The sequence below is a fragment of the Pseudomonas entomophila L48 genome (assembly GCF_000026105.1).
GTDB lineage: Bacteria > Pseudomonadota > Gammaproteobacteria > Pseudomonadales > Pseudomonadaceae > Aquipseudomonas > Aquipseudomonas entomophila.
The window spans coordinates 4,723,051-4,740,344 of sequence record NC_008027.1; the positions used below are offsets into that span (position 1 = coordinate 4,723,051).

Here is a 17,294-nt window from a genome sequence, read left to right on the forward strand (position 1 = left end):
AAAGGCTTGTTTTCTATCACTCGATGAATAATCTTGTAATTCCAACAACAAAACCGTTTCAGTGAAGCTACTCTTTGTGCCACAGGCTTCACCTGACTGCCAGAGGTAACGCCATGACCCTTCGCATCGCCATCAACGGCTTCGGTCGCATCGGACGCAATATCCTGCGTGCACTCTACACGCACGGCTACCGTCAGGACCTGCAGGTCGTCGCCATCAACGACCTGGGCGACAGCGCGATGAACGCCCACCTGCTCAAGTTCGACAGTGTCCACGGCACCTTCGACGCCACGGTCGAGTCTGACCACGAAAGCCTCACCGTCAACGGCGACCGCATCGCCGTCAGCGCCATCCGCAACCCCGCCGAGCTGCCCTGGAAAGCCCTGGCCATCGACGTGGTGTTCGAGTGCACCGGGTTGTTCACCGAGCGCGCCAAGGCCGCCGCGCACCTGACTGCAGGGGCTGGCAAGGTGATCGTCAGCGCGCCGGCCAAGGGCGCCGACGCCACCGTGGTGTACGGGGTCAACCACGACGTGCTGCGCGCCTCGCACCAGGTCATCTCCAACGCCTCGTGCACCACCAACTGCCTGGCGCCGGTCGCCCAGGTGCTGCACCGTGAGTTCGGCATCGAGCAGGGGCTGATGACCACCATCCACGCCTACACCAACGACCAGGTGCTCACCGACGTCTACCACACCGACCCGTACCGTGCGCGCTCGGCCACCCAGTCGATGATCCCGAGCAAGACCGGCGCCGCCGAGGCCGTGGGCCTGGTGCTGCCGGAACTGGCTGGCAAGCTCACCGGCATGGCGGTACGGGTACCGGTGATCAACGTGTCGCTGGTCGACCTCACCGTCAACCTCAAGCGCGAGGTGACGGCGGAGGAAGTGAACCAGGTGTTCCTCGAGGCCAGCCGCCACTCCCGGGTGCTGGGCTACAACGCGCTGCCGCTAGTGTCGTGCGACTTCAACCACAACCCGTTGTCGTCGATCTTCGACGCCAACCACACCCGCGCCAATGGCCGCATGCTCAAGGTACTGGCCTGGTACGACAACGAGTGGGGCTTCTCCAACCGCATGCTGGACAACTGCCTGGCGTTGTTCAACGCCAAGTGACCCTCGCGGCGTTGTACCTGTAGGAGCGGCTTTAGCCGCGATCACCCGCAAGGCGGGTGCCAAACACCGCGATGTCTGCATCGCGGCTGAAGCCGCTCCTACAGTCACCCGTGCGCCCCCCAATATTTACCCGCTCATGACAATTCCGCACTTGACCTGAAGCATGGATGATAAGCATTATCATTCACCCCAAAGCGGTCAGGTCTCCCCGTGAGTCAATCCCGGTTCAACTCAGTCTTCCTCAACCAGCGCCTCACGCTGCTGCGTACCCTGCAACGCATGGTGGGCAACCCCAGTACCGCCGAGGACCTGCTGCAGGAAACCTACCTGCGGGTGACCCGCGCCCTGGGCGAACGTCCCATCGAGCACCTGGAGCCCTTCGTCTTCCAGACCGCCCGCAACCTCGCCCTGGACCATCTGCGCGCCCGTCGGGTGCAGGCCCGCACACTGGTCGACGATGTCCCCGAGCAGGTTCTGCACAATGTCGCTGCCCCTGCAGGCAGCAGCGAAGACGCCGCCCATGCCGAACAACTACTCAAGCACCTGAGCGTCAGCCTCAGCCAGTTGACCGAGCGCCAGCAGCGCATCTTCATCCTCAGCCGTCTGCATGGCGCCAGCTACCTGGAGATCGCAGAACAACTGCAGGTCTCGGCCAGCACGGTACAGAAGGAACTGAAACTGATCATGGCCATCTGCATGGGCGTGGCCGACCGGCACCAGTGACAGCACCGCTCGCCAGTCCAACCGCGCAAAGCCCTTGCCATGCGCCTGGTCAGCACTGATCATGCGCAAAAAAGCCCGCCGCAAGGACCCCTCGTGACCGACCTGCCCTCCCCTCGCCCGACACCCGCCGCGCCTGACGCCCGTGCCCGTGCCCGCGCAGAGGCGATGGACTGGCTGATCCGCCTGCAGTGCGCCGACGAGCAGGACACCCAGGCCTTCGAGCACTGGCTGGGTGCCGAGCCGGAAAACGCCGAGGCCTACGTGGAAGCCGAGGCGCTGTGGAACGGCGCACCACTGCGCCAGGCCGCCGGCCAGCTGCACCAGCAGCGCCGCCGCACTGCCGGCGGGCGCCTGCGCCGCCACTGGAAGCCCCTGGCCACCGCCGCCATGCTGCTGGTCGGGCTGTTCACCTTCGGCAACCTGCCGGTGCGCCTGCAAGCCGACCACCTGACCGTGGTCGGCGAGCGGCAGCGCCTGCAGCTGGACGATGGCGCCAAGGTCCTGCTCAACACCAACTCGGCCTTCGCCAGTGATGTGCGCGACGGGCGCCAGGTAGCCCGCCTGCTGCAGGGCGAGGCGTACTTTCAGGTATCCGATGGCGGCCAACCCGCACTGGAAGTGCAAGCCGGACCGCTGCGCGCCAGCGTGCGCGACACCGATTTCGCCGTGCGCTACCTCGATGGCCAGGCCCAGGTGCGCGTGCAACGCGGCGATGTCGACTTGCAGGCGGCCAGCGATCAGCGCATCCGCCTCAGCGCCGGCGACAGCATCAGCGTCGGCCCCGACGGCTTCGGCCAGCGCCAGCGCCCGGACCTGCGCAAGGAGCTGGCCTGGATCGAGGGTCGCCTGGTATTCGAGAACTGCCCATTGAGCCAGGTGCTCGCCGAGGTGCGCCGCTACTACCCCGGCTGGATCATCAACCACAATGAACGCCTCGAGCAGGTCGCCGTCACCGGCAACTACCGCCTCGACCAACCCCTGGAAACCCTGCGCGCCCTCGCCCATATCACCTCGGCGCAACTGCACGAATACCCTGCACTGGTAATCCTCAACTGACCTGAAAGTTTTTTTACGCGATCGCCTTCCCTCGCCCGTCTCGTTATAGCCAATACGATTGATTCTCGTTCGAAAACGAGAACAGCCACTGCCTATAACCCTTCGCGCGACAGGGAGCGCTTTCGATGTCCACTGGTCAAACCCGCCCGTCCTCCACATCCCGCCGCCGCGGGCAACTGTCGCTGCTGACCCTGGCCCTGCTTGCCAGCGGCGCCATCAGCCTGCCGACGCTGGCCGCCGAGCCGGCACAGGCCAGCAGCCCGCGCATGGGCGACTACCGTTTCGCCATCGCCCAGCAGCCGCTGGTGTCAGCCGTCAATGCGTTCAGCCAGGTGACCGGTTGGCAAGTCGGGTTCAGCGCGGAGCTGGCCGAGGGCGTGGCGTCGCCAGGCGTACAAGGTTCGCTGGCTCCGGAGGCCGCGTTGCAACGGCTATTGCACGGCACCGGATTGAGCTACCGCAAGATCGGCAACGGTAACGTGGTGCTGGAACGCCAGGCGGCCGGCAATGCCATCGCCCTGCAACAGGTGACCGTCAGCGCCACCCGCAGCGCCCAGGACGTCAGCCAGGTGCCGAGCACCGTCAGCGTGCAGACCCGCGAACAGCTGGACCGCCAGAACGTCAACGACATCAAGGAACTGGTGCGCTACGAACCGGGCGTCTCGGTCGGCGGCGTCGGCCAGCGCAGTGGCCTGAACGGCTACAACATCCGCGGCATCGACGGTGAACGCATCCTCACCCAGGTCGATGGCGTGTCGATCCCCGACAGCTTCTTCTACGGCCCCTACGCCCAGACCCAGCGCAACTACGTCGACCCGGAAATCGTCAAGCGCGTGGAAATCCTCCGTGGCCCGGCCTCGGTGCTGTACGGCAGCAACGCCATCGGCGGCGCAGTGAGCTACTTCACCCTCGACCCCGACGACATCATCAAGCCTGGCAAGGATGTCGGCGCGCGCCTGAAGACCGGCTACAGCTCCGCCGACGATAGCTGGCTGACCTCCGCCACCGTCGCCGGCCGCCAGGGCGATTTCGACGGCTTGCTGCACCTGAGCCAGCGCAACGGCCACGAGACCGAATCCTACGGCGAGCACGGCGGCACCGGCCTGGACCGCAGCGAGGCCAACCCGGAAGACGTGCGCACCACCAACGTGCTGGCCAAGCTCGGCTGGAACTACGCCGACGACGCGCGCCTGGGCTTCACCTACGAGCACTACAAGGATGACCGTGACCAGAACATCCTCAGCGCCGTGGGCGGCCCGTTCATTCCGGGCCGTGGCGCCTCGAACATGTACCGCATGCGCCAGGGCAACGACACCGTCACCCGCGAACGCTTCGGCATCAACCACGAGTTCGGCCTCGACAGCCTGGTCGCCGACCATGTGAAGTGGAGCCTGAACTACCAGATCGCCAAGACCGACCAGCGCACCGACGAGCTGTACTTCGCCAGCGGCCGCCAGGTGTTCCGCGACCGCCAGACCACCTACAAGGACCGCCAGTGGGTCTTCGACGGCCAGTTCGACAAGGCCTTCAGCATCGGCGCCACCGAGCACCTGCTGACCTACGGCACCACCCTCAAGCACGAGAAAGTCACCGGCTCGCGCAGCGGCACCGGCACTTGCCTGAACGTGGGTGGCAGCTGCCGGGCCATCGGCCAGAACAGCCCGAGCGACGGCCAGGTGCTGGTCAGCGACTTCCCGGACCCGACCGTGAACACCTACAGCCTGTTTGCCCAGGACGAGATCCGCTGGAACAACTGGACCTTCCTGCCGGGTGCGCGCTATGACTACACCCGCATGGAGCCGAAGATGACCGCCGAGTTCCTGCGCGGTATCCAGGGCACCGGCGCGGCGCCCGGCAGCATCGACGACTCGGACAAGAAGTGGCACCGCGTCTCGCCCAAATTCGGCGTCACCTATGCCTTCAACGACAACTACACCTGGTACGGCCAGTACGCCGAAGGCTTCCGCACCCCGACCGCCAAGGCCATGTACGGGCGCTTCGACAACCCGACCCTCGGCTACAGCGTCGAGCCCAACCCGAACCTGGAACCGGAGAAGAGCAAGAGCTACGAGACCGGCCTGCGCGGCAACTTCGAGGCCGGCAACTTCGACGTGGCGGTGTTCTACAACAAGTACCGCGACTTCATCAACGAGGACGCCGTGCAGTCGGCCAACCTGGGTTCGACCTTCCAGGCCAACAACATCAAGCACGCCACCATCAAGGGCGCCGAGTTCAAGGGCCGCCTGAACCTCGACCACTTCGGTGCCGCGCAAGGCCTGTACACCCAGGGCTCGCTGGCCTACGCCCGTGGCCGCAACGACGACACCGGCCAGCCACTGAACAGTGTCAACCCGCTGACTGCGGTACTGGGCCTGGGCTATGAGCAGCAGAACTACGGCGGGTTGGTCAGCTGGACCTTGGTCAAGCGCAAGGACCGTGTCGACGACACCACCTTCTTCGCCCCCGATGGCGCCAGCAAGCAGTTCCGCACCCCGGGCTACGGCGTGCTGGACCTGACCGGCTACTACAAGGTGACCGACGACATCACCGTCAACGCCGGCCTGTACAACCTGACCGACAAGAAGTACTGGCAGTGGGATGACGTGCGCGGCTACGACGCGCTGGGCGAAGCCGGGGTGACCCAGCCGGCCAACCTGGATCGCCTGACCATGCCGGGGCGCAACTTCGCCATCAACCTGGTGTGGGACATCTGATCGACCGAAACCGGCGGCTGTATCGCGGTTGTAGGAGCGGCTTCAGCCGCGAAGCGGGCACCACAGTGTGCGGCACCCGCTTCGCGGGTGATCGCGGCTGAAGCCGCTCCTACACAGACCGCGCCGAATCAATGCGCGACGGCCCTGACTTCGATTCATGAGAATGATTTCACTTCGCAGGTGAGGTTTTTTTACTGTCCCGCGTCTTCTGTTTCGTCTTGTCACTAGACGCCCTATTTTCCAAGGATGCCCCATGAACGCCCCTTCCTCCGAGCGCGCCGCCCTGCGCTCCCAGCGCCTCAACCAGATCACCCACGCCCCGCACACCGAGCTGGATGCCCTGGTCAAGTCGCACAAGCCGTTCGACACCCGCGAGAGCTTCGCCCGCTTCGTGGTCGCCCAGTACCTGTTCCAATCCGAACTGCAGGCGCTGTACACCGACCCGCAACTGATCGCCATCGTCCCTGACCTGGCCGAACGCTGCCGCGCCGAACAGGCCCGCCTGGACCTGGCTGACCTCGACACCGAAGTTCCCTCCCCAGTGGCCGGTGCCCTGCAGTCGCCAAGCCTGGGTGAGGCCATGGGCTGGATCTTCGTCTCCGAAGGCTCCAAACTGGGCGCCGCGTTCCTGATCAAGCGTGCCGTGGCCCTCGAGCTGTCCGACAGCTTCGGCGCCCGTCACCTGGGCGAGCCGGCCGGTGGCCGCGCCGAAGGCTGGAAGCAGTTCACCCGCATCCTCGACAGCCTGGAACTGTCGCCGGAGGAAGAAGCCGCCGCCGAACGTGGCGCGGTCGCCGCCTTCGAGCGCTTCACCGAACTGCTCAAGCATGCCTACGCGACCGATGCCGCCCTGGCCTGACACGCTTTACCCGGCCGCCCTCGGGCGGCCACACCGTTGCCGTGAGACCATGACCCGAATCGCCCGCTCGAAACTGTCCCGCCTGCTGTATGCGATCCTGGCTTATGTCAGCCTGGGGATCGGCCTGGTCGCCATCGTCATCCCCGGCCTGCCCACCACCGAGTTCATCCTCCTCGCCGCCTGGGCCGCCACCCGCAGCTCACCGCGCCTGTCGGCGTGGCTGGAGAATCACCGCCTGTTCGGCCCGATCCTGTACAACTGGCGCAACGGCAAGGTGATCCAGCGCCGGGCGAAAGTCAGCGCCACCATCAGCATGCTGCTGTGCGCAGGATTGATGCTGACCTTCCTCGACCACCACTGGCCGGTGTTCCTCGCCATCGCCGGCATGACCCTGGGCAACCTGTGGATCTGGTCGCGCCCCGAGCGCCCGATCACACCCGCTGCCGTCGAACTGCAACGCTGAGCATTTGCGCCCCGGCGCAGGATGTACTGCAATTGGATCCACGAAGGAGGATCCTGCATGCAGCCGTTGCTCGAGACCATCGCTCATTCCCTGACCCTCGATCCTGCCGCCGTGCGTTGGCAAGGTATCGGTACCCTACCCTCCGCGTTCGCCGTCACCGGGCTGGCTTCGGCCAGTATCGCCGCCGCTGGCCTTGCCCTGGCCAACTTGCTGCGAGGCCAGCTGGACAGCTGCCCGCTGGTCCGCGTAGACCGGCGCCTGGCCTCCTTCTGGTTCGCCACCAGCCTGCGCCCCCAGGGCTGGGAGCCACCGCCCCTGTGGGATGCCATCGCTGGCGACTACCCGGCTCGTGACGGCTGGATTCGTCTGCACACCAATGCGGCGCATCACCGTGCCGCCGTCGTGAGCGTGCTCGGCCCGGTGACTGATCGTGCCAGCGTGGCCCGACGTGTGGCGCTATGGAACGCCGAAGCACTCGAGGCCGCCGTGGTCGCGGCCGGAGGCTGCGCGGCGCGAATGCGCGGTTGGCTGGAATGGTGTGAGCACCCTCAGGGCCGGGCAGTGAACGCGCAGCCACTGATCCTGCGCGACACCTTCGCCGGACCGTGCCGGCCCTGGCACGGCAGCGAGGCCAGGCCGCTGGCCGGCATCAAGGTGCTGGACCTCACCCGCATCCTCGCCGGCCCCATTGCCACCCGGCTGCTGGCGGGTTTTGGCGCCGACGTGCTGCGCATCGACCCGCCCGGCTGGGAAGAGCCGGCCGTCGCCGCCGAAGTGACCCTCGGTAAACGCTGCGCACGCCTGGACCTGCACACCCCCGAGGGCCGTCGCCTATTCGAGCAACTGATGACCGAAGCCGACGTGCTGGTCCACGGTTATCGCGCCGACGCGCTGGAACACCTCGGTCTGGGCGCCGAGTGGCGCCGCCAGTTGAACCCTGGGTTGATCGACGTAAGCCTGAACGCCTATGGCTGGAGCGGCCCCTGGCGGGACCGCCGCGGTTTCGACAGCCTGGTGCAGATGAGCAGCGGCATCGCCCGCGCCGGCATGCGCTGGCGGCAGGCGGAGCGCCCGGTGCCGCTGCCGGTGCAAGCGCTGGACCATGCCACGGGGTATCTGATGGCGGCCGAGGCGATCCGTGCCTTGGGTGAACGGTTGCTGACCGGCCAGGGTTGCCGCTCACGGCTATCGCTGGCGCGCACGGCGAAGTTGCTGGTGGAGCACGGGACCATGGACGAGGACCTGCCGCTGGCGCCGGAGTCGGCCGACGATCTAGACCCGCATCTCGAACGAACACCCTGGGGTGAAACGCGACGGATCAAAGCGCCACTCAAAGTGGGGGAAGCACGGCTGAGCTGGTCCCTGGGCGCCTGTGAACTCGGCTCTTCCAAAGCCTGCTGGCAAGGCTTTTTGTAGGAGCCAGCCTTGCTGGCGAACGCAAGGCGCAGCCTTGCCCGGTACACCGAGGTGCGCCCTTCGCCAGCAAGGCTGGCTCCTACAGGCTCAGCAGCCCCGAATAGAGCGCATAGGCCGCCAGCCCGGCCCCGGCCAGCACCGCCGCGAATATCAGCTTCTCCCAGGCCGTGAACAACACCTGCCCCTGCTCACGTTTGGCATGGGCGAACAGGATCACCCCCGGCGCATACAGCAACGCCGACAACAGCACGTACTTGAGCCCGCCGGCATACAGCAACCAGACCGCATACAACAACGCGATCACCGCCACCAGCAGGTCCTTGCGCCGCAGCCCGCCCTGCCCCGCGTAGCTCTCCCCCCGCAGCGCCAGCAACACCGCGTAGGCCGCCGACCAGAAGTACGGCACCAGGATCATCGACGACGCCAGGTAGATCAGGCTGGTGTAGGTGCCCGCCGAGAACAAGGTGATCAGCAGGAAGCCCTGGATCATCACGTTGGTCAGCCACAGGGCATTGGCCGGCACATGGTTTTTGTTCTCCCGCGCCAGGAACTGCGGCATGGTCTTGTCGCGGGCGGTGGCGAACAGGATCTCGGCACACAACAACGCCCAGGACAGCAAGGCCCCCAGCAGCGAAACCGCCAACCCGATGCTGATCAACAGCGCGCCCCAGGGCCCGACGATATGCTCCAGCACCGAGGCCAGCGAGGGGTTCTGCAGCCCCGCCAGTTCAGGCTGGGTCATCACCCCCAACGACAGCACATTGACCAGCACCAGCAACGCCAGCACGCCGAGAAAGCCCACCACCGTTGCCTTGCCCACATCCGAACGGTGCAACGCACGCCCGGAATAGACGCTGGCGCCCTCTATGCCGATGAACACGAACACCGTCACCAGCATCATGTTGCGCACCTGCTCGAGTACGCTGCCGAACTTGGGGTTGCTCAGCCCCCAGATGTCGCGGGTGAAGATGTCGGCGCGGAAGGCGAAGGCGGCGATGACGATGAACATCAGCAACGGCACCACCTTGGCCACGGTGGTCACCTGGTTGATGAAGGCGGCCTCCTTGATGCCACGCAGCACCAGAAAATGCACGGCCCACAACAGCAACGAGGCACAGCCGATGGCCACCGGCGTGTTGCCTTCGCCGAACACCGGGAAGTAGAAGCCCAGGGTGCTGAACAGCAGCACGAAGTAGCCAACGTTGCCCAGCCAGGCGCTGATCCAGTAGCCCCAGGCCGAAGAGAAGCCCATGTAGTCGCCGAAACCGGCCTTGGCATAGGCGTATACCCCGGAGTCCAGCTCCGGTTTGCGGTTGGCCAGGGTCTGGAACACGAACGCCAGGGCCAGCATGCCCACCGCGGTGATGCTCCAGCCGATCAGCACGGCCCCCACGTCGGCGCGCGCGGCCATGTTCTGCGGCAACGAGAAGATCCCGCCACCGATCATCGAGCCGACCACCAGCGCGATGAGCGCGCCAAGGCGCAGTTTCTGTCCTGGTTCGCTCATGGGGTTCCTCGTGCGCGGGCGCGCGTAAACGTATTTACCAATATTATTGTTACAGGATTTTTATCAAATCGAGCCATTAAACCTATAGCACTCATAACCGGAATGTCTATGGCATCCCCCTCATAAAAATCACAGTTGTCGAATACTTCACGAGCCGTCTAAACCTGTCGCTATTTACTGTGAAAAATTTGCGAAAACCCTAAAACGGTCTAACTTCACAGTTCGCAGGCGAAACGGAGCGTTTGCTCTAGAAGGACACGGAGGTGCCAGCGCACAAGGCCTGCGTCAGAGCTGTCGGCATCCTCCAGGAGGCGCATGAGAGATTTTTCTGATCTTCATGCGGGCATGAACTGATCTAAGTCAGCGAATGATCCAGGCGTCAGATTTATTCTGAGGTCAACTTTCTCCTGGTACGGAGTCGTTAAATGTCTGATTCTCCCGGAAAACTAAAACTAGGTGCACTTGTTGCACTTGTCGTCGGCTCGATGATTGGCGGCGGGATCTTCTCGTTGCCACAGAACATGGCCGCCAGCGCTGGCGTTGGGGCCGTGCTGATCGGCTGGGCCATCACCGCGGTGGGCATGCTCACCCTCGCCTTCGTCTTCCAGACCCTCGCCAACCGCAAGCCTGACCTCGACGGCGGGGTGTACGCCTACGCCAAGGCCGGTTTCGGCGACTACATGGGCTTCTCTTCGGCCTGGGGCTACTGGATCAGCGCCTGGCTGGGCAACGTCGGCTACTTCGTGCTGTTGTTCAGCACCCTGGGGTACTTCTTCCCGGTGTTCGGCGAGGGCAACACCCCGGCGGCGGTGATCGGCGCGTCGATCCTGCTGTGGGCGGTGCACTTCCTGGTGCTGCGCGGCATCAAGGAAGCGGCGTTCATCAACCTGGTCACCACCGTGGCCAAGGTCGTGCCGCTGGCGTTGTTCGCCCTGATCTGCCTGTTCGCCTTCAAGCTCGATGTGTTCACCGCCGACATCTGGGCCCTGGGCACACCTGAACTGGGCAGCGTGATGAACCAGGTGCGCAACATGATGCTGGTCACCGTGTGGGTGTTCATCGGCATCGAGGGCGCGAGCATCTTCTCCTCCCGTGCGGAAAAACGCTCCGACGTGGGCAAGGCCACGGTCATCGGCTTCGTCACCGTGCTGCTGTTCCTGGTGCTGGTCAACGTGCTGTCGCTGGGCGTGATGACCCAGCCGGAACTGGCCAAGCTGCAGAACCCGTCGATGGCGGCCGTGCTTGAGCACGTGGTCGGCCACTGGGGCGCGGTGCTGATCAGCGTGGGCCTGATCATCTCGCTGCTGGGAGCGTTGCTGTCCTGGGTGCTGCTGTGCGCCGAGATCATGTTCGCCGCCGCGAAAGACCACACCATGCCGGAGTTCCTTCGCCGCGAGAACCAGAACCATGTGCCGGCCAACGCCCTGTGGCTGACCAACGCCATGGTGCAGATCTTCCTGGTCATCACCCTGTTCTCCAACAGCACCTACCTGTCGCTGATCTACCTCGCCACCTCGATGATCCTGGTGCCCTACCTGTGGTCGGCGGCCTACGCGGTGCTGCTGGCGGTGCGCAGCGAGACCTACGAACAGGCCCTGGCCGAACGCCAGAAAGACCTGATCATCGGCGGCATCGCCCTGCTCTATGCGATCTGGCTGCTGTACGCCGGCGGCGTGAAATACCTGCTGCTCTCGGCCCTGCTCTACGCCCCTGGGGCGATCCTGTTCGCCAAGGCCAAGCGCGAGGTCGGTCAACCGATCTTCACCAACGTCGAAAAACTGATCTTCGCCGCCGTGGTCGCGGGCGCCCTGGTGGCGGCCTACGGCCTGTACGACGGCTTCCTGACGCTCTGAACCACGACTTCGCTTTACAGGAGGATTCACCATGTCCACTGAGAAACAGAAATACGGCGTTCATTCCGAAGCCGGCAAACTGCGCAAAGTGATGGTCTGCAGCCCGGGCCTGGCGCACAAGCGCCTGACCCCGAGCAACTGCGACGAACTGCTGTTCGACGACGTGATCTGGGTCGACCAGGCCAAGCGCGACCACTTCGACTTCGTCACCAAGATGCGCGAGCGCGGCGTCGACGTGCTGGAAATGCACAACCTGCTGACCGACATCGTCCAGCAACCCGAAGCGCTGAAGTGGATTCTCGACCGCAAGATCACCTCCGACACCGTCGGCGTCGGCCTCACCAACGAAGTGCGCAGCTGGCTCGAAGGGCTGGACCCTCGCCACCTGGCCGAATTCCTGATCGGCGGCGTGGCCGGCCAGGACCTGCCGGAAAGCGAAGGCGCCAGCGTGGTCAAGATGTACAACGACTACCTCGGCCACTCCAGTTTCATCCTGCCGCCGCTGCCCAACACCCAGTTCACCCGCGACACCACCTGCTGGATCTACGGCGGCGTGACCCTGAACCCGATGTACTGGCCGGCGCGACGCCAGGAAACCCTGCTGACCACCGCCATCTACAAATTCCACAAGGAGTTCACCGAAAAAGGCGAATTCCAGGTCTGGTACGGCGACCCGGACAAGGACCACGGCAACGCCACCCTCGAGGGCGGCGACGTGATGCCCATTGGCAAGGGCGTGGTGCTCATCGGCATGGGCGAGCGCACCTCGCGCCAGGCCATCGGCCAACTGGCGCAAAACCTGTTCGCCAAGGGCGCGGTGGAGAAAGTCATCGTTGCCGGCCTGCCGAAATCCCGCGCCGCCATGCACCTGGACACCGTGTTCAGCTTCTGCGACCGCGATCTGGTCACGGTCTTCCCGGAAGTGGTGAAAGAGATCGTGCCGTTCATCATCCGCCCCGACGAAAGCAAGCCCTACGGCATGGACGTGCGCCGCGAGAACAAGTCGTTCATCGAGGTGGTCGGCGAGCACCTGGGGGTCAAGTTGCGCGTGGTCGAGACCGGTGGCAACAGCTTCGCCGCCGAGCGCGAACAATGGGATGACGGCAACAACGTGGTGGCCGTGGAGCCCGGCGTGGTCATCGGCTACGACCGCAACACCTACACCAATACCCTGCTGCGCAAGGCCGGGATCGAGGTCATCACCATCAGCGCCGGCGAACTGGGCCGGGGCCGCGGCGGCGGCCACTGCATGACCTGCCCGATCGTGCGCGACCCTATCGATTACTAACGCCCACTGCACCCGGCCGCGCCCACGAAGCGGCGGCCGGGCTTCCAACCGAACTCAAGGAGAACCGTCATGGCGTTCAATATCCACAACCGCAACCTGCTCAGCCTCGAACACCACAGCACTCGCGAGCTGCGCTACCTGCTGGACCTGTCCCGCGACCTCAAGCGCGCCAAGTACACCGGTACCGAGCAACAGCACCTGAAGGGCAACAACATTGCCCTGATCTTCGAGAAGACCTCCACCCGCACCCGCTGCGCCTTCGAAGTCGCCGCCTATGACCAGGGTGCCAACGTCACCTACATCGACCCCAACTCCTCGCAGATCGGCCACAAGGAGAGCATGAAGGACACCGCCCGCGTGCTCGGGCGCATGTACGACGCCATCGAGTATCGCGGCTTCAAGCAGGAGATCGTCGAGGAGCTGGCCAAGTTCGCCGGCGTACCGGTGTTCAACGGCCTGACCGACGAATACCACCCGACCCAGATGATTGCCGACGTGCTGACCATGCGCGAGCACAGCGACAAGCCGCTGCACGACATCAGCTACGCCTACCTGGGCGACGCTCGCAACAACATGGGCAACTCGCTGCTGCTGATCGGCGCCAAGCTCGGCATGGACGTGCGCATCGCCGCGCCCAAGGCCCTGTGGCCCCATGACGACCTGGTCGAGCGCTGCCATAAATACGCCGAGGAAAGCGGCGCGCGCATCACCCTGACCGAAGACCCGAAAGCGGCGGTCAAGGGCGTGGATTTCGTCCACACCGACGTCTGGGTGTCGATGGGCGAGCCGATCGAAGCCTGGGGCGAGCGCATCAAGCTGCTCAAGCCCTACCAGGTGAACAAGGAGCTGATGAAGGCCACCGGCAACCCGCGTTCCAAGTTCATGCACTGCCTGCCGGCGTTCCACAACTCCGAGACCAAGGTCGGCAAGCAGATCGCCGAGCAGTACCCGGACCTGGCCAACGGCATCGAAGTGACCGATGACGTGTTCGAGTCACCGGCCTGCATCGCCTTCGAGCAGGCGGAAAACCGCATGCACACGATCAAGGCGATCCTAGTGTCGACCCTGGCCGACCTGTAACCCGGTCGCAACGCACCCTCGCGTAGGAGCCGGCTTGCCGGCGAACGGGCCACCGCATTCGCCGGCAAGCCGGCTCCTACAAGGGACGTGCCACCCATCAAAAGGACATTCCCCATGCGTATCGTTGTTGCTTTGGGCGGCAACGCCCTGCTGCGCCGCGGCGAGCCGATGACCGCCGACAACCAGCGCGCCAATATCCGCACCGCCACCGAGCAGATCGCCAAGATCCACCCCGGCAACGAGCTGGTCATCGCCCACGGCAACGGCCCGCAGGTCGGCCTGCTGTCGCTGCAGGGGCTGTCGTACAAGCCGGATGAAGCCTATCCGCTGGACGTGCTCGGCGCCGAGACCGAAGGCATGATCGGCTACATGATCGAACAGGAGCTGGGTAACCTGCTGGCCTTCGAGGTGCCCTTCGCCACCCTGCTCACGCAAGTCGAAGTGGACGCCAACGACCCGGCGTTCAAGGACCCGACCAAGTTCATCGGCCCGGTCTACGCCAAGGACGAAGCCGAGCGCCTGGCCAAGGAGAAAGGCTGGGTGGTCAAGCCCGACGGCGACAAGTACCGCCGCGTGGTGGCCAGCCCTAAACCCAAGCGCATCTTCGAGATCCGCCCGATCAAGTGGCTGCTGGAAAAGAGCAGCATCGTGATCTGCGCCGGCGGCGGCGGCATCCCCACCCTGTATGACGAGAACCGCAAGCTCAAAGGCATCGAGGCGGTGATCGACAAGGACCTGTGCTCGGCGCTGCTGGCCGAACAATTGGACGCCGACCTGCTGATCATCGCCACCGATGTCGACGCGGCGTACATCGATTTCGGCAAACCGACGCAGAAAGCCATCGCCCAGGCCCACCCCGACGAACTCGAGAAGCTGGGCTTCGCCGCCGGCTCCATGGGGCCGAAGGTCCAGGCCGCCTGCGATTTCGCCCGCCATACCGGCAAGGTGGCGGTGATCAGTTCGCTGGAGAACATCGAGGACATCGTCAAAGGCACCGCCGGCACCCGGGTTTCCACGCAGATGCCCGGTATCAGCTACCGTTGAATGCAGTTGGCGGGTGCCTGGCGCCCGCCGTTTTCAACCTTCCGGAGGATTCCGCCATGGCCCAGTATCAACCCGGTCACGTGCATATCGAGCGCACCGCGCTGAACACGAACGACCACAGCTATGACCTCAATATCGAGTACGAGGCGGCGACCGACCCCAAGGAAGGCAGAGGTATCCAGTTCCGCATGCACGGCCACATCGAGGGCAAGACCGTCGATGAAAAATTCTTCCTGGCCAAGGACCAGGTGCTGCCGAGCTTTCTGATGCAGTTGAGCCGCAAGGCCCAGTCGTACCTGCCACCACCGAAGAAGTTCGAGAACCTCGGCTCGCCGCACAAGCTGTATGACTATATGTTCGAAGACATTCGCACCAAGTTGGATGTGAAATCGGGCGACCCGATCAAACCTGAACACCTCGAGTGACTTCTGGGGCTGCTATGCAGCCCTTTCCGACCGGTCCGACGCCTCGGCAAGGCCGCTCCCACAGGTAAAACGCCGTATCTAAAAGCGGTGAGATACCTGTGGGAGCGGCCTTGCGTCGCGAAAGGGGCGCAACGCGCCCCCGGCAATGTTGGGCTAGCCCCGGCTCCCAAGGCATACTACGGCCTCCCTCGGCCATAATTGCCCCCCATGCGCATCCACGTCAGCTTCATCGACCGCGTCGGCATCACCCAGGAAGTCCTGGCCCTGCTCGGCGCCCGCAACCTGAACCTCGATGCCGTGGAGATGGTCCCGCCGAACGTCTACATCGACGCCCCCACCCTCAGCCCCGCCGTGCTCGAAGAGCTGCACGACGCCCTGTTCGAGGTGCGCGGCGTGCAATCGGTGGAAGTGGTCGACATCCTCCCCGGCCAACGCCGCCACCTGCAACTCGACGCCCTGCTCGCCGCCATGAGCGACCCGGTGCTGGCCGTGGACAGCGCCGGCAAGGTGCTGCTGGCCAACCCCGCGCTGATCGCCCTGTGCGGCCGCGAATCGGCCGGGCGCTCGGTGGGTGAGCTGTTCGGCGACTCCGATCTGCTGCAAGCGTTGCTGGACAACAACTTCCACCTGCCCATGCGCGAGATGCAGCTCAACGGCCAGAGCCTGCTGCTCGACGCCACGCCGATCACCCACGCCGGCGGCCTGCTGACGTTGTACCCGCCCAACCGCATGGGCGAACGCCTGTCGGCCCTGCACCACGACCACGCCGAAGGTTTCGACGCCATGCTCGGCGACTCCCCGGCCATCCGCACCCTCAAGGCCCGCGCCCTGCGCGTGGCCACCCTCGACGCGCCGCTGCTGGTGCACGGCGAGACCGGCACCGGCAAGGAATTGGTAGCCCGCGCCTGCCATGCCATCAGCAGCCGCCACAACGCGCCGTTCCTGGCGCTCAACTGCGCGGCGCTGCCCGAGAGCCTGGCCGAGAGCGAGCTGTTCGGCTATGCTCCCGGCGCCTTCACCGGCGCCCAGCGAGGTGGCAAACCGGGGCTTATGGAACTGGCCAACCAGGGCACGGTGTTTCTCGACGAGATCGGCGAGATGTCACCGTACCTGCAGGCCAAGCTGCTGCGTTTTCTCAGCGATGGCAGCTTCCGCCGCGTGGGCGGCGACCGCGAGGTGAAGGTGGACGTGCGCATCATCAGCGCCACCCACCGCGATCTGGAGCGCATGGTTGCCGAAGGCACCTTCCGCGAAGACCTGTTCTACCGCCTCAACGTGCTCAACCTGCAGGTCCCGCCGCTGCGCGATCGTGGCCAGGACATCCTGTCCCTGGCGCAGTATTTCATGCAGCAGGCCTGCACGCAGATCCAGCGCCCGCCCTGCCGCCTGGCCCCGGCCACCCATCCGGCGCTGCTGGGCAACCCCTGGCCGGGCAACGTGCGCCAGTTGCAGAACGTGATCTTCCGCGCGGCGGCCATCTGCGAAAGCAACGTGGTGGACATCGGCGACTTGGACATTGCCGGTACCTCGGTAGCCCGGGGGCACGATGGCGAAGTGGCGAGCCTGGAGCAGGCGGTGGGGGATTTCGAGCGGGAGTTGCTGCAGCGCTTGTATGCCAGCTATCCCTCGACACGGCAGCTGGCTGGGCGGTTGCAGACCTCGCACACGGCGATTGCCCAGCGCCTGCGCAAGTACGGCATCCCCGGCAAAGCCTGACCCTGGAACCACTCGATTTGGCGCGACCTCTGTAG

General features: G+C 64.9%; 14 protein-coding genes. 13 read left to right on the top strand and 1 reads right to left on the bottom strand.

Features of this window, described 5'->3' with window-relative positions:
- The first annotated feature begins 113 nt into the window (after positions 1-113).
- The 7 genes from gap to PSEEN_RS20490 all read left to right on the top strand — a co-directional run bounded on the left by gap (position 114) and on the right by PSEEN_RS20490 (position 8,346).
- The gene (gene gap, locus PSEEN_RS20460) at positions 114-1,115 is read left to right on the top strand and encodes a type I glyceraldehyde-3-phosphate dehydrogenase (protein WP_011535473.1); all 1,002 of its coding nucleotides are present in this window, start codon (positions 114-116) and stop codon (positions 1,113-1,115) included.
- A gap of 210 nt (positions 1,116-1,325) precedes the next feature.
- Positions 1,326-1,838, top strand: coding sequence for an RNA polymerase sigma factor (locus PSEEN_RS20465; RefSeq protein ID WP_011535474.1), 513 nt, complete (start codon positions 1,326-1,328; stop codon positions 1,836-1,838).
- Between the two features lie 93 nt (positions 1,839-1,931).
- Positions 1,932-2,894 (top strand): FecR family protein, encoded by a 963-nt coding sequence (locus PSEEN_RS20470; RefSeq protein WP_044488435.1) that lies wholly within the window; start codon positions 1,932-1,934, stop codon positions 2,892-2,894.
- Between the two features lie 125 nt (positions 2,895-3,019).
- Positions 3,020-5,608, top strand: coding sequence for a TonB-dependent receptor (locus tag PSEEN_RS20475; RefSeq protein ID WP_011535476.1), 2,589 nt, complete (start codon positions 3,020-3,022; stop codon positions 5,606-5,608).
- Positions 5,609-5,861: 253 nt separating this feature from the next.
- Positions 5,862-6,467, top strand: a complete 606-nt coding sequence (locus PSEEN_RS20480; RefSeq protein WP_011535477.1) for a biliverdin-producing heme oxygenase — start codon at positions 5,862-5,864, stop codon at positions 6,465-6,467.
- A 49-nt stretch (positions 6,468-6,516) separates the two neighbouring features.
- Positions 6,517-6,930, top strand: coding sequence for a YbaN family protein (locus PSEEN_RS20485; RefSeq protein ID WP_044488436.1), 414 nt, complete (start codon positions 6,517-6,519; stop codon positions 6,928-6,930).
- 57 nt (positions 6,931-6,987) lie between these two features.
- Positions 6,988-8,346: a CoA transferase gene (locus PSEEN_RS20490; protein WP_011535479.1), complete on the top strand. Its 1,359-nt coding sequence runs from the start codon at positions 6,988-6,990 to the stop codon at positions 8,344-8,346.
- A gap of 79 nt (positions 8,347-8,425) precedes the next feature.
- Here the strand turns inward: PSEEN_RS20490 and arcD (PSEEN_RS20495) are convergent, their stop codons facing one another.
- Positions 8,426-9,853 (bottom strand): arginine-ornithine antiporter, encoded by a 1,428-nt coding sequence (arcD, locus tag PSEEN_RS20495; protein WP_011535480.1) that lies wholly within the window; start codon positions 9,851-9,853, stop codon positions 8,426-8,428.
- 425 nt (positions 9,854-10,278) lie between these two features.
- On the opposite strand from arcD (PSEEN_RS20495), the gene arcD (PSEEN_RS20500) reads away from it, so the two are divergent.
- The 6 genes from arcD (PSEEN_RS20500) (at position 10,279) to PSEEN_RS20525 (ending at position 17,259) form a co-directional block, all read left to right on the top strand.
- Complete coding sequence (gene arcD, locus PSEEN_RS20500) at positions 10,279-11,706, top strand: arginine-ornithine antiporter (RefSeq protein WP_011535481.1); 1,428 nt, start codon at positions 10,279-10,281, stop codon at positions 11,704-11,706.
- 31 nt (positions 11,707-11,737) lie between these two features.
- Positions 11,738-12,994, top strand: coding sequence for an arginine deiminase (gene arcA / locus PSEEN_RS20505; protein ID WP_011535482.1), 1,257 nt, complete (start codon positions 11,738-11,740; stop codon positions 12,992-12,994).
- Positions 12,995-13,063: 69 nt separating this feature from the next.
- The gene (locus PSEEN_RS20510; RefSeq protein ID WP_011535483.1) at positions 13,064-14,074 is read left to right on the top strand and encodes an ornithine carbamoyltransferase; all 1,011 of its coding nucleotides are present in this window, start codon (positions 13,064-13,066) and stop codon (positions 14,072-14,074) included.
- A 114-nt stretch (positions 14,075-14,188) separates the two neighbouring features.
- Positions 14,189-15,118 carry a carbamate kinase gene (gene arcC, locus PSEEN_RS20515; RefSeq protein ID WP_011535484.1) on the top strand — a complete coding sequence of 310 codons (930 nt, stop codon included), beginning with the start codon at positions 14,189-14,191 and terminating at the stop codon, positions 15,116-15,118.
- Between the two features lie 56 nt (positions 15,119-15,174).
- Positions 15,175-15,543 carry a DUF5064 family protein gene (locus PSEEN_RS20520; RefSeq protein WP_011535485.1) on the top strand — a complete coding sequence of 123 codons (369 nt, stop codon included), beginning with the start codon at positions 15,175-15,177 and terminating at the stop codon, positions 15,541-15,543.
- A 207-nt stretch (positions 15,544-15,750) separates the two neighbouring features.
- Positions 15,751-17,259, top strand: a complete 1,509-nt coding sequence (locus PSEEN_RS20525; RefSeq protein WP_011535486.1) for a sigma-54-dependent transcriptional regulator — start codon at positions 15,751-15,753, stop codon at positions 17,257-17,259.
- The last annotated feature ends 35 nt before the right edge of the window (positions 17,260-17,294 follow it).